10 protein-coding genes and 2 pseudogenes are annotated in these 23,564 nt (G+C 38.8%); 5 read left to right on the top strand and 7 right to left on the bottom strand.

Annotated features, from left to right (window positions below; translation table 11 throughout):
- Positions 1-57 precede the first annotated feature (57 nt).
- Together AB5935_RS01730 and AB5935_RS01725 are read right to left on the bottom strand one after the other, a co-directional pair.
- Entirely contained in the window at positions 58-1,068 is a 1,011-nt protein-coding gene (locus tag AB5935_RS01730) for a FecR family protein (RefSeq protein ID WP_007847886.1), read from the bottom strand.
- An 88-nt stretch (positions 1,069-1,156) separates the two neighbouring features.
- On the bottom strand, positions 1,157-1,744 hold the full coding sequence (locus AB5935_RS01725; protein ID WP_005844047.1) for an RNA polymerase sigma-70 factor: 588 nt from the start codon (positions 1,742-1,744) through the stop codon (positions 1,157-1,159).
- A gap of 178 nt (positions 1,745-1,922) precedes the next feature.
- Between AB5935_RS01725 and AB5935_RS01720 the strand changes: the two genes are divergently transcribed.
- Positions 1,923-5,147 (top strand): S41 family peptidase, encoded by a 3,225-nt coding sequence (locus AB5935_RS01720; protein WP_038608352.1) that lies wholly within the window; start codon positions 1,923-1,925, stop codon positions 5,145-5,147.
- A 62-nt stretch (positions 5,148-5,209) separates the two neighbouring features.
- Here the strand turns inward: AB5935_RS01720 and AB5935_RS01715 are convergent, their stop codons facing one another.
- The 4 genes and pseudogenes from AB5935_RS01715 to AB5935_RS01700 form a co-directional block, all read right to left on the bottom strand.
- The gene (locus AB5935_RS01715; RefSeq protein ID WP_007847896.1) at positions 5,210-6,991 is read right to left on the bottom strand and encodes a RagB/SusD family nutrient uptake outer membrane protein; all 1,782 of its coding nucleotides are present in this window, start codon (positions 6,989-6,991) and stop codon (positions 5,210-5,212) included.
- Positions 6,992-7,005: 14 nt separating this feature from the next.
- A pseudogene (locus tag AB5935_RS01710) lies at positions 7,006-10,059 on the bottom strand (SusC/RagA family TonB-linked outer membrane protein).
- A gap of 33 nt (positions 10,060-10,092) precedes the next feature.
- Positions 10,093-12,531, bottom strand: a complete 2,439-nt coding sequence (locus AB5935_RS01705) for a sugar-binding domain-containing protein (protein ID WP_007847900.1) — start codon at positions 12,529-12,531, stop codon at positions 10,093-10,095.
- A 142-nt stretch (positions 12,532-12,673) separates the two neighbouring features.
- Positions 12,674-16,657, bottom strand: a complete 3,984-nt coding sequence (locus tag AB5935_RS01700; protein ID WP_038608346.1) for a hybrid sensor histidine kinase/response regulator transcription factor — start codon at positions 16,655-16,657, stop codon at positions 12,674-12,676.
- 374 nt (positions 16,658-17,031) lie between these two features.
- Here AB5935_RS01700 and leuS point away from each other — a divergent pair, with 374 nt between their 5' ends.
- Together leuS and AB5935_RS01690 are read left to right on the top strand one after the other, a co-directional pair.
- Positions 17,032-19,866 (top strand): leucine--tRNA ligase, encoded by a 2,835-nt coding sequence (gene leuS, locus AB5935_RS01695; RefSeq protein WP_005849960.1) that lies wholly within the window; start codon positions 17,032-17,034, stop codon positions 19,864-19,866.
- 81 nt (positions 19,867-19,947) lie between these two features.
- Positions 19,948-20,844 carry a YitT family protein gene (locus tag AB5935_RS01690; protein WP_005849962.1) on the top strand — a complete coding sequence of 299 codons (897 nt, stop codon included), beginning with the start codon at positions 19,948-19,950 and terminating at the stop codon, positions 20,842-20,844.
- A 98-nt stretch (positions 20,845-20,942) separates the two neighbouring features.
- Here the strand turns inward: AB5935_RS01690 and AB5935_RS01685 are convergent, their stop codons facing one another.
- Positions 20,943-21,470, bottom strand: coding sequence for a GNAT family N-acetyltransferase (locus AB5935_RS01685; protein WP_038612140.1), 528 nt, complete (start codon positions 21,468-21,470; stop codon positions 20,943-20,945).
- 159 nt (positions 21,471-21,629) lie between these two features.
- Here AB5935_RS01685 and AB5935_RS01680 point away from each other — a divergent pair, with 159 nt between their 5' ends.
- Both AB5935_RS01680 and AB5935_RS01675 read left to right on the top strand, forming a co-directional pair.
- The gene (locus AB5935_RS01680) at positions 21,630-22,211 is read left to right on the top strand and encodes a non-canonical purine NTP diphosphatase (protein WP_038608343.1); all 582 of its coding nucleotides are present in this window, start codon (positions 21,630-21,632) and stop codon (positions 22,209-22,211) included.
- A 400-nt stretch (positions 22,212-22,611) separates the two neighbouring features.
- Positions 22,612-23,493: pseudogene (locus AB5935_RS01675) on the top strand (pectinesterase family protein); the annotation flags it as partial.
- Positions 23,494-23,564 lie beyond the last annotated feature (71 nt).

Raw genomic sequence — 23,564 nt, 5'->3', positions numbered from 1 at the left:
ATTTTTAGTTAACAATTATTTAAGCATGTACTTTTCACAGTACTTTTTATCTATCAGTTACCGGTCTGTAATAACTATTGTTTTTCCTTTCTTTCTCCACATAAACTTATTATCCACATCTAAATAAGAAAGAATTTCATCCAAAGTCAGATTCGTATCTATACTTCCTGAAAAATATTCAGTATACACTTTCCGAGACTGCACAAGTATCTGTACATCATATTTTTTCCCGATTGTTTTCAAAATATCAAATAACTTTTCATTAACAAATACCAGTCTTCCTGTAGTCCATGCTGCTTGAGATACCGCATCTATCTTTCTCATAGACAATACCTTATCATTTTTATTATAAACAGCTTGCTCATCAGGAGAAAGAAGAATATTCTTTTTAGCATCTGAAGTAGTGTAAACATTCACACTACCTTCCACAAGGCTCACTTTTATTTCCGCATCATCAGGATAAGAAGCCACATTAAATGTTGTACCTAATACTTTTATATTCAATTCCCCCGTATGAACAATAAAAGGCTTGAGCATATTTCTAGAAACTTTGAAATAAGCCTCACCTGAAAGAAAAACTTTCCGGTCAGTCCGCTGCTGCAAAGAAACATCATACTTTAAAACCGTCCCCCCATTCAGAAAAACAATGGTACTATCAGGCAATAATAATTTCGAACTGGCCCCCTGGGGAACCTCAATCTGACAATAAGAAGGAGTAAGAACTTCTGGACTAGACGAATGATATAAATAAAAGAATGTTATACTACAACCAATCAGTAAAGTCCATATAGCAACGCTTCTCCAAACGCTTATTTTACGGAAAAAAGAATGTTTACGAGAAGAATAGAAATTCAATGTATCACACAATTGCTCAAAGTTTTGCTCTTTCCTGCGTGCAAACCAAGAAGAGGATGCCAATGCATAAGAACGGGCTATTTCACGATATTTTTCGCGACAAGCATTCTCTCTTTTCAGTAATATAGTTAGTTTCTGCATATCTTCAGACGAGATTTCGCCTTTCAGATAATCCAGCATTATTCGTTCAAATTCATCTATTTGGCTGTTCATTTTATATCTTTGGAATTATCTACTATAGATAATACACAAGCAACAGACAAAACATTTAAGCCAAAAACAGATTTTTTTCATTCTTTTTTTAGAAAAGAAAAAATAATAGAATCCCTACTCTAGATCCCACCTTTTCTCTTATTTTATCCATGGCATTTTTTACATGTACTCTGACTGTATTGACTGAAATATTATTTTTATCTGCAATCTCTTGAGGAGTCAGATTGGAATAAAGATATTGCTCAAAAATGAACCTGCATTTATCAGGCAAGGAAGACACTATATTTTGGACTGATTTTTCCAAATCAGCTAATTCCATTTCTTGCAAAGGCGAACACTCGGAAGCACAAAATTCTTCTTGATACTCAAGTAATGCTTCACGGTATTCATCTATAATTCTTTCACGGCTGTGAAGCGAACGGAGGTAATTCAAACACCCGTTCTGAATAGCACGTATCAAATAAGCATGAATAGGAAAAGATAACTCACCACGCCTATACCATATTTTAGCAAAAGTTTCATTAACTATATCTTGCGCTTCCACAGGGTTAAAGATATAAGAATTAGCACAAGCACAGAGATAGACAAAATAGCTATTATATAAAACCTCAAAAGCTTTTTCTTCTCCTTTGTTTATTCTTTCAATCAAATCTTTATCTACTATACTTGCATCCATCTTTATTAAGACTATTAATATTGCAAATATAGCATTTCTTAAAAACATCATGCCAATAAAACTATTTCTTATTAAAAAACTCTAGTAATAATCAACTGAAAAAAGAAATAAGTTCCAGCTCATAATCTGAAGAATAATACCTAACTTTGTTTCCGACGAAAATCAAACCCTAAATAAAATGAACAAAAAGCTATTATTCTCCCTGTTACTGGCAGGAACAGCTTTCACCGGACATGCCGATGAGGCTAGATTACTCCGTTTTCCCGCTACCAATGGCTCCGACATTGTCTTTTCTTACGCCGGAGATCTGTACAAAGCACCTTTGAATGGAGGAGAAGCACAAAAGCTGACTTCCCATATCGGTTATGAAATGTTCGCACGTTTTTCTCCGGATGGAAAATCAATTGCTTTCACCGGTCAATATGACGGTAACACTGAAGTATATCTGATTCCAACTGACGGAGGCGAACCCCAACGACTTACCTACACAGCAACAAACAACCGGGATGACTTAGGAGATCGAATGGGTCCCAATAACATAGTAATGACTTGGACGCCGGATGGAAAAAACATAGTCTACCGCAATCGTATCAGTGACGGTTTTGATGGCAAACTATGGAGCATATCGAAAAACGGAGGAATGCCCGAAGTGATTCCATTACCCGAAGGAGGTTTTTGCAGCTATTCCCCCGATGGAAAAAAGCTGGCTTACAACCGGGTTATGCGAGAATTCCGTAATTGGAAATATTATCGCGGTGGCATGGCAGATGACATTTGGATTTATGATCCGGCTGCTAAAAAAGTAGAGAATATCACCAATAATATTGCACAAGATATTATCCCTATGTGGATAGGAGAGGAAATCTACTTTATTTCCGATCGGGATCGCACCATGAATATCTTTGTTTATAATATCCGGACCAAACAAACTGAAAAAGTAACTAACTATACGGATTATGATGTAAAATTCCCCAGCAGTAACGGACAAATTATTGTCTATGAACATGGAGGATACCTCTATAAACTGGATCCTAAAACGCGCAAATCAGAAAAAATCTCCATCACGCTGACTTCAGACAATATCTATGCCCGAAAAGAAATGAAACGGGTAGCAGATAACCTGACTGCCGCCAGCCTTTCACCGGATGGCCACCGTCTGGTAGTAACTGCTCGCGGAGAAGTATTCGATATCCCTGCCGAAAAAGGGGTAACCCGTGATATCACCCGCACCCCGGGAGCCAATGAACGGGAAGGAGAATGGAGTCCGAACGGTAAACAAATAGCCTATATCAGTGACCGTACCGGTGAAACTGAAATCTGGCTACAATCTGTCGAAGGGGGTGATCCCATCCAACTGACCCAAAACAATGATACTTATATCCGCCAACTGATATGGAGCCCGGACAGCAAGAAAATACTTTATACCGACCGTAAAAACCGTATCGTAGAAGTTGATATTGCCTCAAAAGCGAAACGGACTGTCATGCAGAATCCGGAAGGAGAGTTCTATGAAGTGAACTATTCACCAGACAGCCAATGGATTACCTATACTAAATCCGGAGCTAATAACATGAGTGTCATTTATGTATACCATCTGACTTCAGGTAAGGAATATCCGGTGACCGAAAAATGGTACAGTTCTTCTTCACCTGTCTTCAGCACGGATGGAAAATACCTCATATTCAGTTCCGAAAGAGATTTTAATCCCATCTACAGCCAGACAGAATGGAATCATGCCTATAATCGTATGGGAGGAGTCTATATGGCCATGCTCGCCAATGACACACCGTCACCTTTATTACCTTCGGATGAAATGGTCAGCATAGAACAACAGACTACCGATGCGGCCAATAAAAAACCGGAAGCCACAAATAATACAGTTAAAATAGATCCGGAAGGCTTGCCCGGAAGACTGATTAAATTACCTTTACAAGCAGGTAACTACGATAATTTCTATTCAGACGGTAAAAAAGTGTGGTATGCCAGTGGTAGAAGTACCAAAGTATATGATTTGGCTAAACAAAAAGAAGAAATCGTAGCCGAAGGAGCATATATGGATGTAGCTGCCAATCATAAGAAAGCATTGTTCTTTAAAGGAAATAATCTGTATATCTGTGATTTTCCATGCACTAAAGCCTCATTGGAAGAGAATATTAACTTAAGCGATATGGTTGCTCCCATTGATTACAGTCAAGAATGGGCTCAGATATTCGATGAAACATGGCGGGCTTTCCGTGACGGATTCTATCTGGAAAATATGCATGGAGTAGACTGGAATGCGATTAAAGAAAAATATGCTGTATTAGTTCCTCATGCAAAAACCCGTCTGGACTTGAACTATATCATCGGTGAGATGATTGCCGAGCTGGCTTGCGGACACGCTTATGTGAATCCGGGTGAAATAAAAGGTCCCGAACGTATTCCAATGGGATTACTGGGAGCTGAACTGAGTCGTGACAAGAGTGGCTTCTACCGTATTGACAAAATCCTACCGGGTGCAATTTACAGTCAGAAACTGCGTTCTCCCCTTACAGAACCGGGTATCGGAGTAAAAGAAGGAGATTATATCACAGCTATTGATGGCATCTCAACAGCTACTGTTGATAACATTTACAGTCTGCTAGCAGGCAAAGCCAATGTATTGACTGAACTAAGCATAAACCGTACCGCATCAAGTAAAGGAGTACGTAAAGTGGTCATTAAACCATTAGACAATGAATACCCATTGTATCATTATAACTGGGTACAGAATAATATCAAAAAAGTGGAAGAAGCAACTAATGGTCGTGTAGGTTACGTCTATATTCCCGATATGGGACCGGACGGTCTGAATGAATTCGCCCGCTACTTCTATCCCCAACTCGATAAAGAAGCCTTGATTATTGATGACCGTGCCAATGGAGGTGGTAATGTATCTCCAATGATTATCGAACGTTTGCTTCGTGAACCCTATCGCCTGACCATGCGTCGTGGATCAACCAAAATCGGTACCATTCCTGATGCAACACTAGTGGGTCCGAAAGTATTGCTAATCAATAAATACTCGGCTTCGGACGGTGACTTGTTCCCATGGAGTTTTAAGGCAAATAAAATCGGTAAAGTTATCGGTACTCGTACATGGGGTGGCATTATCGGTATCAGTGGCCCGTTGCCTTATATGGATGGTACGGATGTACGTGTTCCGTTCTTTACCAATTATGATGCAAAGACCGGTCAATGGATAGTGGAGAACCATGGAGTAGATCCCGATATTCTGATTGATAATGACCCGGTAAAAGAACAGTTAGGTGAAGACCAGCAGTTGAATAAAGCCATTGAGGTAATTCTACAAGAGTTAAAGGATCGCAAACCATTACCTCCCGTTCCGGCTCCGAGAACTTATAAGGATTTGGGAGTGGAATAAAAAATCATTCTTTTTAATAAAGCCCGTAGCCATCATTAAGCTACGGGCTTATCTATGATTTTTTAATATAATGGATTTTGTATCAATAAATCATTTTTCTGCATTTCATCCAAATAAATAGGGAGTAAATAAGACTTATCATTCCATTTCCTCTCCTGCACATCAATAATGGAATAATTAGGCTCTGTAACTCCATAAGGATAGCGAATATCTATTCCTTGAACATTCTTAATCACTTCAGGTGCAATCATCCAACGGCGGATATCAAAATAACGATGTTGTTCATAAGCTAATTCTATTTTACGTTCATTACGATAATGTTCTTTCAAGACATCTCCCATTTCAGAATCTGGTATGTCAGGCATTCCCGCTCTTGTACGAATCATATTGATATACTTACGGGCTTCAGCATCTTCACCTAATTCTATGCATGCTTCAGCATAATTCAACAAAACTTCAGCATAACGTATCTGACGCCAAGGATAAGGTTGTTTATCATACTGATGATTAACTGAAGGATCTAAAAACTTACGCATATAATATCCTGTATAAGAACCATTCCAATCTTCAATAGGGCCTTGGCGAGTGTCTAAACCTGGTGTATAACTTCCATCTGACTGCTGATAATAAGCAGTTTGTACTATTCCTTCAGGATCACTACCTACTGTATCATCCGGACGTTGACGCCAATAAGAACCATTATACATAATAGAAGCATAGAAGCGAGGATCTCGATTTTGATAAGGGTAAGCTGCTTGTTGTGGATTATCCCAACTAAATTTGCTGCCATCTGCCATTTCATAAGAATCAACTAATTGTCCAGTAGGAGTATTTCCGCCCCAACCATGAAAACCATTGGGACTATTGAACAAACCAACACGAGGCAATTGAAAATCACTGCTATTATGATTTACATAATCATAATATTGTACCATAATATCTTCATCCGAATTATGACATAAGAAAATATCAGCATAGTTTTGAGTAGCTTCCTCTCTATTTTTCCATCCTCCATTTTCACCATACAGATGATATATACCTAAATCCATAACAGCTTTAGCAGCCTTTTTGGCCCGTTGCCAACGTTCCGTACGATCACCTCCCACATACCCTATAAGTTCAGGATGCTCATAACCGGATGCCCATAAAGACTGAGAAACAAATAAATCACTAGCCGCATAAAGCAGGACACGGGCTTTCAAAGCCATAGCAGCACCTTTCGTTGCACGGGCTTTATCTCCGTTCAAAGGCAAAATAGAAGCTGCTTCATCTAAATCTTTCACAATAAAATCTACCGTTTCTTCAAACGTATTACGAGCTACGAGTAAATCATCAGAAGGAGTAAAAGACTTCTCAATCAAAGGGATACCACCCCATTGGCTCAACAACCAATAATAAAAATAAGCACGTAAATAATGTACTTCACCCTTCAGTTTATCGACAACATCTCCTTCTAAAGCATATTTCTCTGCATTTTCAAAAAAGATATTACAGGCACGAATATTTTTATAAAGATTGGTCCAAGTTATATTATGGAAGGTTATAATCCAAAAATTAGGGGCAAGAATACCTTGATAGCTCGGACTCAATTCACTCATCACTACCGGCTGACTTTCCCATGCCCAAACCTCCATTGATTCATCACACAAAGAAGAAAGCATTACGGTATGAAATCCCCATTTCTGTCCCTCGTAAATATTATTAACAAAAGAGGTTATTAATGACTCATCCGTCCAGACAACTGCATCTGAATAACGGTCTACTGGGTCCACATCCAAAAAATCATCATTGCATGCTGTTAGCATAAAACATAGCAATACAAGTAATCCATATAAACGTTTCATATTTTTCATTTTATTTAAAAAGTAAGGTTTACTCCAAAATTTATCACTTTATTCAACGGATAATTATATCCCGATCCACTTGTATTTTCGGGATCATAATCCTTCATATCAGGACTGAATGTCAGCAAGTTATAAGCATTAATATAAATACGTAAATGTTCCACACCTATTTTCTTACTCCATATAGATGGTACAGTATATCCCAATTCTATATTCTTCAGACGTATATAATCAGTTTTATGCAACCAGAATGTATTCTGCTGATTTATAAAATATTCATTACTTCGATTATAGGTACGGGGAGAATCAGCATCAGGGTTTTCCTCTGTCCAACGGTTATCATAAAAACTCTTTAAGAAATTGGCAAAATCACCCGATTCTGTCGTTTGATAGAAAACTCCCCCCATAGCACCTTGCAGCAAAAATGAGAGATCAAAATCCTTATATCCTAAATCTACATTCAATCCACCTGTAAATCGTGGAGTACGACTCTTATCATTACGAACACGGTCATTGCCATCTATCACATCGTCCCCATTTACATCTTTGAAAATAATATCCCCCGGACGTGCACCGGCCCAATGAGGATACGCGTCTACAGCTGCCTGATCTTTAAATATGCCGATAGCTTCGTAATAAAGTCCCGAATCGATAGGTTTGCCTGTGGACTTCTGCCATTCTGGAGTACCAGGTGCCTCATCCCAAAAAAGAATTTTGTTTTTAGCATAAACCCCATTCAAGTTTATACCCAACCGAAAATCTTTAAAATTTCTACGATAATCAATATTGAAATCTACCCCTTGATTTTGTACTTTCCCTAAGTTTTCATCAGGAAGTACCAATCCGGAAGTGCTCGGAACAGAAGCATTTCGTTTCCATAAAATATCACTGCGTTTATTATAAAAATAGTCAATGGTAAATGCCAAATCTCCATTCAAAAATTGTAAATCAAAACCTATATTCTTTTGTGTAGCTGTTTCCCAAGTCACATTTTGATTAGGAGCTACTCCTTCTTTCAATGCTTGGTTCATCGTTGCACCATTATTAGTCAAATACATCAAATCATTGAAAGTATAGGAAGCCAAATACTGATAAGGATCAATCAAATCATTTCCTGTCTGTCCCCATGATGCCCGTACTTTGGCAAAACTAATAAAGGGCAATTTCTTTTTGAAAAAATCTTCTTCAGATATTACATATCCTAATGAAATACCTGGAAAGAATCCGAATTTATTAGAACGATCAAAAATATAGGAACCTTGATAGCGTCAAACAAACTCTACCAAATATTTAGACTTATAAGCGTAGTTCACACGACCAAAATAATTTAAACGGGCTTCCTCATACCCTGTACCTGTATTATTCATTTCATCCTGACCACCAGCAAAAAGCTGGTCAATAGCGGCAGAAAGAAAATAACGACGATAAGCTTCAAATGAATCCCCCTTATCCGTGATACGTTCTACACCTGCTAGAATATTTACATCATGATCTTGAGCAAATGTATGGCTATAACTAGCGATACCACTCAATAATACCCCCAAATTGTCTTCCATTGATTCTGTCAGACGAGGATCACTAAACCCTTTCTTTCCTTCCACCAATAGGGGCTGGCCATTTTCATCCATCGAAGTCCCATCCCATGAATACAAATACCAAGGTTTTTGCCATATTTTACGAAAACGGAACGTCTTATCAAGTGACGCAGTAGCCTTCAAAGTCAATCCCTCCACATAAGGCACCTTGATATTAACTCCGAAATCCCCATTTAACACATAACGCTTATCACGTTCATAACCAGTTTGATTGGTACATATAACTACCGGATTATCACCAAATTCAATGTCGGGTCCCGGACGGCCGTCAGGCCAATAAGCCGGTGAATTAGGTTTAGATCGCATCAGCATACGGAAAATATTCTCTGCAGAACGGGTTGGATATTTCCGATCTTCCATTCTTCCTGTTACATTGACATAAGTATCAACATATTTATTAATTTTCATATCAAGATTCATCTTCAAGTCATACTGATGGTAATTTGACCCACTATGACGATAAAATGCATCTTGTCCTTTGGCTGATACGCTAACAAAATATTTCACATTCTCTGTACCACCATCAATAGTAGCATTGGCATAAGTTTGTGGAGACCATGATTTCAATGTTTCATTAAACCAGTCCGTATCCGGATGTCCCCAAGGATCGGAACCATCAGCATATAATCTAAGATCATCTACCGTATAGCGGCCCTTATTACCGGCATACTTATCTATTTCATTCATCAAAGTAGCATATTCCACAGCATTGGTCATTTCCGGTATTACAGTAGGAGCAGCTATTCCATAATTATAAGTAAAACCTACTCTCGGCTTGCCTGCTTTTCCTCGTTTTGTTGTAATCAAAATAACTCCATTGGCAGCTTGAGCACCATAAATAGCTGCTGAAGCATCTTTTAATACAGACATCGTTTCAATAGTACTTGGATCAATACGCTCCAAAGAACGTCCGGGTACTCCATCAACAACTACTAACGGATCAGCTTTTCCAAAGGTATTAACCCCACGAACAGTAATAGTAGCACCATCATATCCTGGTTCTGAAGTGTTGGAAACAGCGACCACGCCCGGTAAACGTCCGGCTAATCCTTGTGATACATTCGTCACTGGAGTTTTTGCCAGCTTCTCACCACCTACACTCGTTACAGAGCCGGATAATGTAGCTTTCTTTTGGGCCCCATACCCCACAATCACCACCTCATCTAATAATTCAGTATCTTCCTTCAAAAATATATCCAGATATGTTTTTCCATTTATCGGAACTTCCTGAACTAAATATCCCACATAAGAAATACGCAATACAACTCCTTTAGGAACAGAAAGCGTAAAGTTACCATCCAAATCAGTTACAGTACCATTTGAAGTACCTATTTCCAAAATAGAAACCCCCATAAGAGGTTCTTTTAATTTAGAGTCCATCACCCTACCTTTTACAGTCTGGTTTTGCGCCCAAGCTGTATTGGATATACTCAATACCAAAAACAGCAATAAAACAAAACGAAATGTTTTCATACTATTATATTTAGAATTAAACAAAGGTTATTATTATTTACTTGTACGAATGGATACAGTAGCCGGAACCAATCCGGGAGAAGTCACTTTCAACATTATCTTACCTTCTTTCCGTGTACTTTTTACTACCACTATAGCACGCCCTTTCCATGCTTTCCGCTGATAACCGATATAGCTATCCGTGTCTTTCAAATCAGCATTTCCCACAGCCACTATAGTACCTGCCCCTTTCACTTCAAAAGTTAATTGATTATCAGCATTCGGCTCCAGAATGCCTTCCTTATCTAATATTTCTACTGTGATAAAACTCAAATCCTGACCATTTGCCTTTATTTTTGTACGATCGGCCGTTAATTGAATTTTCACAGGTTTTCCGGCAGTCTGTAAGATCGTTTTCTCTATTTCTATCTCGGATTCCACACCTACCGCCTTCAATATTCCTGGCTCGTATGAAACAGGAAAGACTGCTTTGAATTGCTGTTCCTTCCCTGTGAATTTCTCGCCTATCAGCTTATCATTCAAATACAGACGTACTTTGGGATATCGGGAATAAATCTCCACCTCTATTTCTTTTCCTTCATGTCCCGGCCAATTCCAGCTTTCCCAAGTAGGCCAGACAGACCATAAGGTTTCCTTCACCTTACCATAATAATTATCCGGCTCTTTTACAGCCAAGTAAAGTTTCTTATCAGGATTATACAACAAGTCACGATAATGTGATATAGGTTTCCTCCAACCTGTCAAATCAATATCTCCACAATAGGCCCCATGCCAAGGATAATGGTTACGTTGATAGTGTTCACCTTCCGACTCACCTGCATAATAAAATCGCCCGATACCCGATTCACCTAAATAATCAATAGCCGTCCAAACAAAATCACCAATAATATAATCATGACCATTTACCAACGACCAATTGGCAAAAGCATCTCGTGGATAAGATTCGGTTTGCATAATGACACGGGAAGGTACACGCTGATGATCAACCGGCGCTCGATGCAGCAAATAATTATAGCCCACTATTTCATGTACGGCAGCCAATGGATCATATATTTCCCAGTCATTATCCCAAGCAGCTAAAGCAGAAGTTACCGGACGACTGGGATCAAACTTATGTACATAGTCGGCCAACTTCCGAGCTGTAGTGACCACTTCCAATTTTTTACGCTCAATTACTTCATTGCCAATACTCCAACAAAAAATAGAAGGATGATTGCGGTCACGAAGAACCATGGATTCGATATCCCGTTGCCACCATTGATCAAAAAGAATAGAATAGTCATATTGATTCTTACTGTCACGCCAACCGTCAAAGGTTTCATCTATAACCAATAATCCGAGACGATCACAGGCATGGAGGAACTCTTCTGAAGGAATATTATGCGAAGTACGTACCGCATTAAATCCCGCAGCCTTCATTAATTCTACTTTCCGTTCTTCGGCACGATCATAAGCCGCTGCCCCCAGACAACCGTTGTCATGATGTAAACATCCACCATTTAAAATAATTCTCTTGCCATTCAAGAATAATCCTTGTTCAGCCGAATAAGTAACCGTCCGAATACCAAAAGATTCCGTTGTACTATCTATTACATCACTCGCTTCAGTCACTAGAAAGTGTGCATTATATAAATGAGGGGTCTCAGGACTCCACAAAGCAGGATACAACACAAAAATTTTTTGTGTTATTTCCTTTATTCCATTGGCAGGCAAATCCACTTTTATTTCTCCTTTTCCGGCTTCATCATTTCCTTTAGTCAACTTTGTTGTCAAGGTAATCTGTCTGTCAGAAGAAGTTTCATTTCTCAAAATAGTTTTTATTTGTACAACAGCTCTCTCCTCACTTACCTCAGGAGTAGTTATAGCTATCCCCCAATGCTCTATATGAACAGCATTCATCGCTGTCAGCCACACATGCCGATAGATACCTGTACCGGTGTACCAGCGACAATTTTTCTGCTGCGAATTATCCACTCGTACAGCAATAATATTCTTATCATCATAACGTAGATAAGGAGTCAGATCATAATAAAAGGATGAATATCCATAAGGACGGATTCCTACGGATTTTCCATTAATAAAGACCTCTGAATTCATATAAACTCCTTCAAAGTAAATACCCACTTTCTTGCCTTTATGCTTAGAAGGTATTTCAAATGACTTACGATACCATCCTGTCCCTGCCGGAAAATAACCTCCATCATTCCCCATCGGATTTTCCGGATCAAGGGTTCCTTCTATACTCCAGTCATGAGGTAAATCAAGTATCCTCCAATCAGCATCATCGTATGTATTCAATGAAGCGTCAGGATAATCCCCCAACTTGAATTTCCAATCATAATCAAAAAGTTGTTTTCGATATTCACTTCCCGGATACGCATCTGCTCCGAAACAAACTCCCCATAACAGGAAAAGTGCAGTTAGTAATTTGATACTATCCCAACAGACTAATGGTAACTTCTTTTTCTTCATGCTTTATTATTTAAGAATCATGAAACAAAAGAAGCCATATCCTGGAAAAATAGGGTATTGAAACCCTTTACAGAAGGTATAAAATCCTTTCATGAAACGTTTCAATACCCTAATGACAGAAATTTATCCCCTCTTTCTTTTATCAGGCCTTGATATGTGACTGCTGATACTCGGTAGGCGTCACGCCAAATTCCTCTTTAAAACATTTCGTAAAATACTTAGGATTACTGAAACCTACAGCGTATGCCACTTCAGATATGGTCTGAGTACGCGCAAGCAACATCATACAGGCACGCTTCATCTTTATATTGCGTACAAAGTCCAAAGGTGTCAATCCGGTCATAGATTTTATTTTACGGTATAAAGTAGATTTGGACATGTTCATTTCTTCGGAAAGTCTTTCCAAATCAAATTCAGACTCTTCCAGATGTTGTTCTATGCTTTCAATTATAGACTGCAGAAACAACTTGTCGGCAGACGGATAAGCTAAAGTTTCCAAATTGACGTCTTCTTCTTTACGAAAAGCCGCCTGACGCATCTTAAACGATCTGATAAGATTATCCACACGGGCAAAAAGTACTTTCATTTCAAATGGCTTTGCAATATAACCATCCGCTCCGGCATCATAACTGGCTATCCGGTCATCAATGCCGTTCTTCGCAGTAAGTATGACCACCGGAATATGATTAAAACGCAAATCCGACTTAATACGAGTACAAAGCTCCCAACCATTGATATCAGGCAACATCACATCACAAATAATCATATCCACTTCATGGTTGCTTAGTTTATCCCAAGCTTGCTGTCCGTCTGCCGCAGTCCATACACTATACTTTTCCTTAAATATTTCTTTCATGATATAGAGTAATTCTGCATTATCATCTATCAACAGAAGAGTAGATTTATCCGTATCTCCATCAGATGAAACATCATCCTCTGCCACAATTACACATTCGGTGATATCCATTGCCACACTTTCCAACTCGTCCACTATTTCATCATGCTTATACCCCGTTCTGTCAATGGGAAGTTCTACCGTAAAACAGGTACCTTTACCTAATTCACTGTCTACTGTGATAGTTCCATGATGAAGATTCACCAACTCTTTCGTCAAAGAAAGCCCGATACCATTCGATTCGATTCCCACCTGTTTCTTACTACTATAAAAACGAGTAAAAATATAATTGATTTCTTTGGATGAGATACCTATTCCCTCATCCTTTATTTTGATAACCAAGACCTTATTTCCTTCCTTATTCATAAGGTATACGTTTACTTTGATACATTTATATTCGGGAGTGTATTTTACGGCATTCGATAACAGGTTATATATTATTTTGTCTAACTTATCAAAATCCAGATAACCTTTGATTTCCAATGGTTCTATGTCAATCTCTAAAATTATGCCTTTCTTTTGAGCAAGAGGAAGAAAATTCGTCTTGCAAATATTCTGTATAAACTCACTGATATTTCCTTCGGACACATTCAGATTCATTTTTCCCACATCCATCTTTCTAAAGTCCAAAATCTGCTGTATTAACCGTTTCAGTTTGTCGGCATTGGATTTCAGTATTACAGACTGTTGTCGGATAGCAGGAACTTTTTGTTCCAAGTGGTCAGTAACACAAGAAATAACGGTCAGCGGAGTTAGTAATTCATGAGAGATGTTTGTAAAATAGTTCAATTTTGTCCGTGCCAACTCTTCTTTCAGCTTCACTTCATTTTTGATTTTGATACGTTGTGCATACGTATGAAAAGACAGATAGACAGCAAGTACAATCAAAACAAGGTAAACCATATATGCCAACCAAGTTTCATAAAAAGCCGGAGCCTGGACAATAGCCAATACAACTTTGCCTTCCGTCCATTTTCCTTGTCCATATTTCCATTTTAACCGGAATGAATGAGTACCTTTCTTCAACTGATTATAGAAAGCAGAATTCTTATCATTGGACAGATATACCCAATCCTTATCTACTCCATCCAATTTATAAGCCATCTCTACCTTGGAATTCAATGAATAGATAAGCGATGAAAAAAATATTTCTATATTTCTGGAGTTGGGGGCCAAAGAAACCCGGTTGATGGTATGAAGTGATTCATCTTCAGCAAAGAAGATACTTTTATTTTCAACTTTCACATCTGTAACGACAGGAGAAAACTGTATCTTATCCGCTGACGAGACACTACCAGACTGAATATGTATAAAACCACGATGCCCACCTACATACAGCCCTCCTTGCCTGTCCTTGCTTATCGCTCTGTATCTGAATACATCAACCCATATATTCCCATCCGAAGTGGCATAATTCATACATATTTTCTGATAAATATCATATTGGAGTACCTTTTTGTTAGTTATGATCCACACATTGTTTTCATCAGCAAGTAACCCCAACACAGAGCAATCATCTATCCGGTTATCCAAAGCCATATTTTCAAATGTCTCTTTGTCCGTATCCGATTTGAATATTCTCCCTAAAGAAGAAACTAACCATAAGCAACCCTTCCTGTCTATACAGACATGATTTACATTTTCCTGTCCTGAAAGAACAGGAATACAACCTTTTAATTCATAAGATATATTCCTGTCAATACAGCTTAACCTATACACCTTTTTATCAGTAGACATTCCCCATATGTTACCTTCTTCATCACTTGTCAAGGAAGACATTTCCGGAAAATCAGAACTTGCTGCAAGTAAAACAGAATTATCAGGACGTTTTACATAAAGCCCCGACTGGGTAAAAATCCATAAATTGCCTCTATTATCTTCAACCAAGTCCCTGATATTTCCCGGATTATGGATTTGTTTTTCCAAATCAATATCCTCTTCCAACTGTATCTTCATATCCTGATGGGTCATTCTCATTACCCGTGCACCGTATCTGGGACTGATCCATACTCCTTCCTTAAGCTTGGATTTCACAATTATACTTACTTCGCCCGGATTTGACAAGTTGTTATCACTATTATCTGCAAATAGATCTTGTGACAAATCATACAGGCAAAGCCCGTATCTATCCTGATTAACCCACATCACATCATTTTTATCCAAGCAAAGATTCAAGATATTCGCATCCCAACCCATGTGTTTTTTAAGTTGTGGCAAAGGATAATTATCAATCTTCGAATTATCAAAGAAAATTGTATATGCCATATCATAAGACCCCAGCCACAGATTCCCTTCTCTGTCTTTCATGATTTTAGTGTACATCATGTGTGTATCTACCAAATCATGTATATCCACAGGTACCAATGTGCCCTCTTCGGTATATTGCAAGGCGTAAAGTTCATTATAAGACAATAGCCACAAGTAGCCGAATGTATTATCTTGCGTCATACTATAAAAGATCGGTTCCGTTTCCCCACTTCTGGAATTGATAATATGATGTCTTTTATAACATTCTTCCCCTTCTTTCTTTGGAAAGAACTGCCATAGTCCTTCACCCCACGTACCAATCCAATAATTGCCCGATTGGTCTTGACACATAGTATAAGGTGCATTATTCTTGCCTAATGGAGGATAAGTAACAAAAGAATCTGCCTTTTCATCATATCTGAACAAGCCTCCTCCCGTAAGCGCCCACATATTTCCCTCTCTATCCTGATAAACAAAATTAATGGCATGCCTATTCTGTTGTGAGCCGAAAATATCATATTCCTTCACAATAGAAGCCGTAGAATTACATCTGTATATTGTATTACCGGCTCCTATCCAAATATTGTCTTCTTTATCTGCTGCCATATAATTAATCCCCTTATCCAACAATCTCGCATCCGGAAAAGGAGTTATTTTACAGGTTTGTTTATCATAAAGATTTAATCCTTTCCACGTACCGATCCATACATAGCGAGAATTATCCACTATATTTGAAATTGAATTATTTGTAAGCAAATTCAGATTTTTATAATCAGACCGAAAAGGTTGTAAGCGGAAACCATCATACCTTGCCAGCCCGTTAGTGGTTCCTATCCATAAATATCCTTCTCTATCCTGATAGATATCAAAAATCTCATTAGAAGAAAGTTGATAAAAAAAAGGAAGCTGTTTGGAGATCATATGTTGTGCACAAACAGAGTAATTACCAAAAAATAAAAAGAGAAAGAGGAAAAAGTACTTCATAGTTATCAGATATATTGATGAAACAAAGTTATGGAAATTAATTGTTTTGTAGATGATTTTGGCAAAGAATTCGTATTGAAACAGGAAAAATAATACATCTACACCTTAAACATCTAAATAATATACTTGTAAGTTCTATAATCTTATCCTCGGAAGATTATAAATCTTACAACTGCTATTTGTCTAAATAAATACAATAAATTTTGGAGGGTATATATTTAATATATATCACTCCAAAAAATGTAAATAGAAACAATATATATATACATAACAAGAAGTTTTTTTTATTTCCTGTTCTTTCCATATATCTCCCCGACTTTCATTATCTTTGCAATCACTTAATAACAAAGATATTAAATAACAAAAAATAGATCATGGAATACAATTTCAGAGAGATTGAAAAGAAATGGCAGCAAAGATGGGCAGAGAACCATACCTATCAAGTGACTGAAGACGAAAGCAAAAAGAAATTCTACGTATTGAATATGTTCCCTTATCCGTCGGGAGCCGGATTGCACGTAGGACATCCGTTGGGATACATAGCCAGTGATATTTACGCCCGTTACAAACGCTTGCAAGGTTTCAACGTGCTGAACCCGATGGGATATGACGCATATGGACTTCCTGCAGAACAATACGCTATACAAACTGGACAACACCCTGCCATCACCACTGTGAACAATATCAACCGCTATCGTGAACAGTTGGACAAAATCGGCTTCTCTTTTGATTGGAACCGTGAAGTACGTACTTGTGAACCAGGATATTACCATTGGACTCAGTGGGCTTTCCAACAAATGTTCAACAGCTATTATTGTAACGATACACAGCAGGCACGCCCCATCAGCGAACTAACGGAAGCATTTGCCCGGTACGGCAACGAAGGACTGAATGCGGCTTGCAGCGAAGAACTCAGCTTTACAGCCGAAGAATGGAATGCCAAAAGCGAAAAAGAACAACAGGAAATCCTGATGAACTACCGCATTGCCTATTTGGGAGAAACCATGGTGAACTGGTGCCCGCAACTAGGAACTGTTCTTGCCAATGACGAAGTGGTGGATGGAGTTTCGGAACGCGGCGGTTTCCCCGTCGTTCAGAAAAAAATGCGCCAATGGTGTTTACGCGTATCGGCTTACGCACAACGGCTGCTGGACGGACTGGACACTGTGGACTGGACTGATTCACTGAAAGAAACACAGCGTAACTGGATTGGACGCTCGGAAGGTACGGAAGTACAATTCAAAGTGAAAGACAGTGATATTGAATTCACTATCTTTACTACCCGTGCAGATACCATGTTCGGTGTAACCTTCATGGTACTGGCGCCCGAAAGCGAACTGGTTCCCCAACTTACTACTGAAGCACAGAAAGCCGAAGTGGAAGCCTATCTGGACCGCACCAAGAAACGTACGGAACGTGAACGTATCGCCGACCGCCGCGTAACCGGTGTATTCAGTGGCTCATACGCCATCAATCCGTTTACCGGCGAGGCTGTTCCCGTATGGATCAGTGATTACGTATTGGCAGGTTATGGAACAGGCGCCATCATGGCGGTTCCTGCTCACGACAGCCGTGACTACGCTTTTGCAAAACATTTCAATCTGCCTATCGTTCCGTTGGTAGAAGGTTGTGATGTAAGTGAAGAAAGTTTCGATGCCAAAGAAGGTATTGTTTGCAACTCACCCCGCAAGGATGTCACTCCTTATTGTGACCTTTCTTTAAACGGACTGACCATCAAAGAAGCTATCGCAGCTACCAAAGAATATGTGAAAGCCCACAATTTGGGACGCGTGAAAGTGAATTATCGTCTTCGTGACGCCATCTTCTCACGCCAGCGCTATTGGGGTGAACCGTTCCCTGTATATTACAAAAACGGTATGCCTTATATGATTGACTCATCTAAATTGCCGCTTGAACTTCCCGAAGTAGCTAAGTTCCTGCCAACCGAAACAGGCGAACCTCCATTGGGACATGCCACCAAGTGGGCCTGGGATGTAGAAAAAGGTGAAGTCGTGGAAAACAACTTGATTGACAACGTCACTATATTCCCGCTTGAACTGAATACCATGCCGGGCTTCGCAGGTTCATCCGCATACTATCTGCGCTATATGGACCCACACAACGCACAAGCACTAGTATCAGAAAAGGCAGATCATTACTGGCAAAATGTAGATCTCTATGTAGGCGGCACCGAACATGCTACGGGTCACTTGATTTATTCTCGTTTCTGGAACAAGTTCCTGCATGATCTGGGCGTAAGTATCAAGGAAGAACCATTCCAAAAATTAGTAAACCAAGGAATGATTCAGGGACGAAGCAATTTTGTATATCGCATCAAAGACACCAACACCTTTGTGTCATTGAACCTGAAAGACCAGTACGAAACCACTCCGCTGCATGTGGATGTGAATATTGTATCCAACGATATTCTGGATGTAGAAGCTTTCAAAGCATGGCGTCCTGAGTATAACGATGCTGAGTTTATCCTGGAAGATGGAAAATATATCTGCGGATGGGCAGTAGAGAAGATGAGTAAATCCATGTACAACGTAGTCAATCCGGATATGATTGTCGAGAAATACGGTGCCGACACGCTGCGTATGTACGAAATGTTCCTCGGTCCGGTAGAACAGTCCAAACCTTGGGATACCAATGGTATTGACGGTGTTCACCGTTTCTTGAAGAAACTGTGGAATCTGTTCTATAGCCGCACAGACGAATTCTTGCCTGTAGAGGGTGAACCGACTAAAGAAGAGTTGAAAGCAATTCATAAGCTGATTAAAAAGGTAACCGGAGATATTGAAACTTTCTCTTACAACACTTCTATCAGTGCATTCATGATTTGTGTAAACGAACTTACTTCATTGAAATGTCGCAATAAAGAGGTATTGAGCAATCTCATCATCCTGTTAGCTCCGTTCGCTCCACATTATGCAGAAGAACTTTGGGAAGCTCTGGGAAATACCACCAGCGTATGCGATGCACAATGGCCTGCATTCAATGAAGATTACCTGAAAGAAGACACTGTAAAATACACTATCTCTTTCAATGGCAAAGCACGTTTCACCATGGATTTCGCCGCTGATGCTGATAACAATACCATTCAGACAACAGTTATGGCAGATGAACAAGCCCAGAAATGGATTGAAGGAAAAACCCCGAAAAAGGTAATCATCGTTCCCAAAAAAATTGTAAATATCGTATTATAATCGATACTATCCTTGAGGTGTGTCAAAAGCAGTAACTTTTGACACACCTTTCTACTTACATTAAAAACAATCCTCATTACCATGGACCAAATATTAAAAATCAAACTAGGCAGAGAGGTAAAAGACTATTTATCCATTACCTTCGGACTGATTTGCTATGCACTGGGATGGGCGGCTTTCTTACTGCCTTATCAAATAACTACAGGCGGAGTAACCGGTATTTCAGCCATTATATATTATGTTACAGGCATTGAAATCCAGGTTTCTTATTTTATTATCAACGCTGTTTTCTTAGGTTTCGCATTAAAGATACTAGGACCTAAATTCAGCCTTAAAACCATTTATGCCATCTTTATGCTAACATTCCTATTATGGCTCTTTCAAGCATTATTGAAGAACCCGGATGGTACACTGCCGCAATTGTTAGGACCGGGACAAGAATTCATGGCTTGTGTAGTAGGTGCCGGCTTGCTGGGATTTGGTATCGGCATTGTTTTCTGCAATAATGGAAGTACCGGCGGAACGGATATCATTGCCTGGATAATCAATAAATATAAAGATGTAACCCTTGGCCGCATGATGATGTATTGTGATATTGTCATCATATCCTCCTGCTATTTCATATTCCATGACTGGAAACGGGTGTTATTTGGTTTCTGCGTATTGTTTATTATGAGCATTGTGATTGATTATGTTATAAACAGTTCACGCCAATCCGTACAGTTCCTTATTTTCTCGCGTAAACATGATGAAATAGCCGAAGGAATCACCAAACAAATAGATCGTGGAGTTACCTTATTGGATGGTACAGGATGGTATAGCAAACAAGGAATCAAGGTCGTAGTGGTATTGGCAAAGAAAAGCCAGTCACTGGATATATTCCGATTGGTGAAAGATATTGACCCCAATGCATTTATATCACAAAGTAATGTGGTAGGAGTGTATGGCGAAGGATTCGACAAACTAAAAATAAAGTAACTAAAAAATAATCTCTTCCATTGCTTCACTGTTTCTGCATTGAAAAACAGAACGATGAAGCAATGATAAGATTACTACATATCGGTTAATCTATTTTCTCAAATTTCTATTTTATACAATACATGTCTGCATAACCAATGCCCTTGTTCCACCAAAGGATGATCGAACTCTTTTTCAAAATGCATTCCTATTTTCTGCATGACCCGTTCAGAGCGTTTATTGGGTATGGCAGTGAACGAATATACCGTTTTAAAAGGTAAATTATCACTCGCATAATCCAGACAGGCAGAAGCGGCTTCTGTGGCATATCCCTTTCCCCATGCATCCCGGCACAACCGCCAGCCTATTTCCACTCCGGGAGTAAAATCCGACTCGAAAGCAATATTATGAAAACCCACATAGCCTAGAAAATTCTGAGTTTCTTTACATTCTACAGCATACAAACCATAACCATATTCTTCAAATTCTTTCCGGATACGACAATAAAAAGCCATCGTCTCTTCCTCTGTCAAAGTAGTGAGAAAGAATTCCATTACTTCTTTATCACTGTTCATACGGACAAACGGAAGAATATCTTCTTCCTCCCAGTCCCGTAACAACAAATGAGGAGTTTCTATATATACCATACTATCAAGTATCAAATGATAGCAACAAAAATAATCAAAAATTGAAAATACACATAGCAAACAAATTACTATTTACCTTTTCACCTATATTATTCTGTCAGGAATTATCTTACTTTGGTTCATTCTCAGTATCTTTGCATTCAATTAATATGATATAAAATGAAAAAGAAATTAGTATTTGCTACAAACAATGCTCATAAACTGGATGAAATATCCTCCATTCTAGGAGAAAAAGTTGAATTATTGAGTTTGAAAGATATCCATTGCCATGTTGATATCCCCGAAACTGCTGATACGTTGGAAGGCAACGCGATGCTGAAAGCGGAGTATATTTATAAAAACTACGGTTTAGACTGTTTTGCCGACGATACAGGCCTGGAAGTGGAAGCTTTGAATGGTGCGCCGGGTGTTTATTCCGCCCGTTATGCCGGAAGCGAAGGACACAATGCGGAAGCCAATATGCAAAAATTATTGCAGAATATGCAGGGAGTGCAAAATAGAAAAGCACAATTCCGCACAGCTATCTGCCTGATTCTGGATGGAAAGAAGCATTTGTTCGAAGGAATTGTAAAAGGTGAGATTATCAAAGAAAAACGAGGTTCGTCAGGTTTCGGATACGACCCTATCTTTGTGCCCGAAGGATATACTAAAACTTTTGCCGAGATGGGAAACGAGACGAAAAATAAAATCAGTCATCGGGCGCTGGCGGTGGAGAAGCTTTGCCGGTTCTTGAAGGCATAATCTTATATAAAGAACAATAGCAAAACGGGGATGTGTCAAAACTCCGATAGCGCTATCACTTAGTCTGTCATTCAGAGCGAAGCGAAGAATCTGTAAACATAAGTAGATGTAAACAGATCCTTCACTAGAGTTCAGGATGACAAAATGATAGACCATTTTAGTTTTGACACACACCCGTTTTGCATTTATATATTTCACTTTCAATCCCATTCCACACCTCCAAACGAATTTTCCACCGAATAAAGCATTTTTTTCACTCCCATATTTCATATTTCTTCTAATATTGTACCATAAACAGTTAACAAGAGAAAATATGAAATTCAAAAAACAATTTTATCTATTATTTATCTGCTTATGGGCAGGCATAACAAAAACTACATTTGCACAACAACCCGCAACCTATGATTATGTAGTATCTTCAAACGGTAAAGGCAACTTCACAACTATACAAGAAGCAATAAATGCCGTACCCGACTTCCGAAAGAAACAAACTAGAATATTATTAAGTAAGGGCATATACAAAGAGAAACTTGTAGTCCCCGCCAGCAAAACAAATATCGCACTAATAGGAGAAGACGGAGCGGTTATTTCATACGATGACTATTCAAACAAACTGAATGTTTTCGGCGAAACTAAAGGTACGTCCGGTTCTTCATCCGTTTATTTATACGCTCCTGATTTCTATGTGGAGAATATCACATTCCAAAATACTTCCGGTCCTGTGGGACAAGCCGTAGCCTGCTTAGTCGTAGGTGACCGTACTCATTTTAAAAAATGTCGTTTTTTGGGATTCCAAGATACACTTTATACCTGGGGAGCCGACAGTAGACAATATTATGAAGAATGCTACATAGAAGGAACTGTAGATTTTATATTCGGAGCCTCCACTGCTGTATTTCATCGCTGTCATATACACAGTAAAAGCAATGGGTTCATTACCGCCCCTTCCACCCCTTCCGAAAAAAAATACGGATATGTTTTTCTTAATTGTAGACTGACCGCAGATACAAATGTGAGTGATGTATATCTTTCCCGTCCTTGGCGTCCTTATGCACAAGCTGTGTTTATTCATTGTGACCTAGGTAGACATATTAATCCTGCAGGGTGGAATAATTGGGATAACAAAGAAAATGAAAAAACAGTATTTTATGCAGAATACCAGAATGTTGGAGAAGGAGCCTGTAAAGACAAACGCGTTTCTTATTCCCATCAACTGAAAAATATAAGTCATTATGCTATTCAAACAATATTAGGTGGGGAAGATGGCTGGAATCCAATATAAAAAAGCATTTTTTTAACCCATTCAAGCAATTATTTCACCGCCAATAAAGTAGAAATTTACTCTTTTGCAAT

Source organism: Phocaeicola sp. RTP21198st1_B8_RTP21198_201120, assembly GCF_040929485.1.
In the GTDB taxonomy this organism is placed as follows: domain Bacteria; phylum Bacteroidota; class Bacteroidia; order Bacteroidales; family Bacteroidaceae; genus Phocaeicola; species Phocaeicola dorei.
This window is presented reverse-complemented; position numbering and strand designations above follow the sequence as displayed.

What these genes read in the sequence shown, in the direction of transcription:
- AB5935_RS01730 (WP_007847886.1), bottom strand. Translation starts at nt 1,068, where the DNA reads ATGAACAGCCAAATAGATGAATTTGAACGAATAATGCTGGATTATCTG.
- AB5935_RS01725 (WP_005844047.1), bottom strand. Translation starts at nt 1,744, where the DNA reads ATGGATGCAAGTATAGTAGATAAAGATTTGATTGAAAGAATAAACAAA.
- AB5935_RS01700 (WP_038608346.1), bottom strand. Translation starts at nt 16,657, where the DNA reads ATGAAGTACTTTTTCCTCTTTCTCTTTTTATTTTTTGGTAATTACTCT.
- AB5935_RS01690 (WP_005849962.1), top strand. Translation starts at nt 19,948, where the DNA reads ATGGACCAAATATTAAAAATCAAACTAGGCAGAGAGGTAAAAGACTAT.
- AB5935_RS01715 (WP_007847896.1), bottom strand. Translation starts at nt 6,991, where the DNA reads ATGAAACGTTTATATGGATTACTTGTATTGCTATGTTTTATGCTAACA.
- AB5935_RS01680 (WP_038608343.1), top strand. Translation starts at nt 21,630, where the DNA reads ATGAAAAAGAAATTAGTATTTGCTACAAACAATGCTCATAAACTGGAT.
- leuS (WP_005849960.1), top strand. Translation starts at nt 17,032, where the DNA reads ATGGAATACAATTTCAGAGAGATTGAAAAGAAATGGCAGCAAAGATGG.
- AB5935_RS01720 (WP_038608352.1), top strand. Translation starts at nt 1,923, where the DNA reads ATGAACAAAAAGCTATTATTCTCCCTGTTACTGGCAGGAACAGCTTTC.
- AB5935_RS01685 (WP_038612140.1), bottom strand. Translation starts at nt 21,470, where the DNA reads ATGGTATATATAGAAACTCCTCATTTGTTGTTACGGGACTGGGAGGAA.
- AB5935_RS01705 (WP_007847900.1), bottom strand. Translation starts at nt 12,531, where the DNA reads ATGAAGAAAAAGAAGTTACCATTAGTCTGTTGGGATAGTATCAAATTA.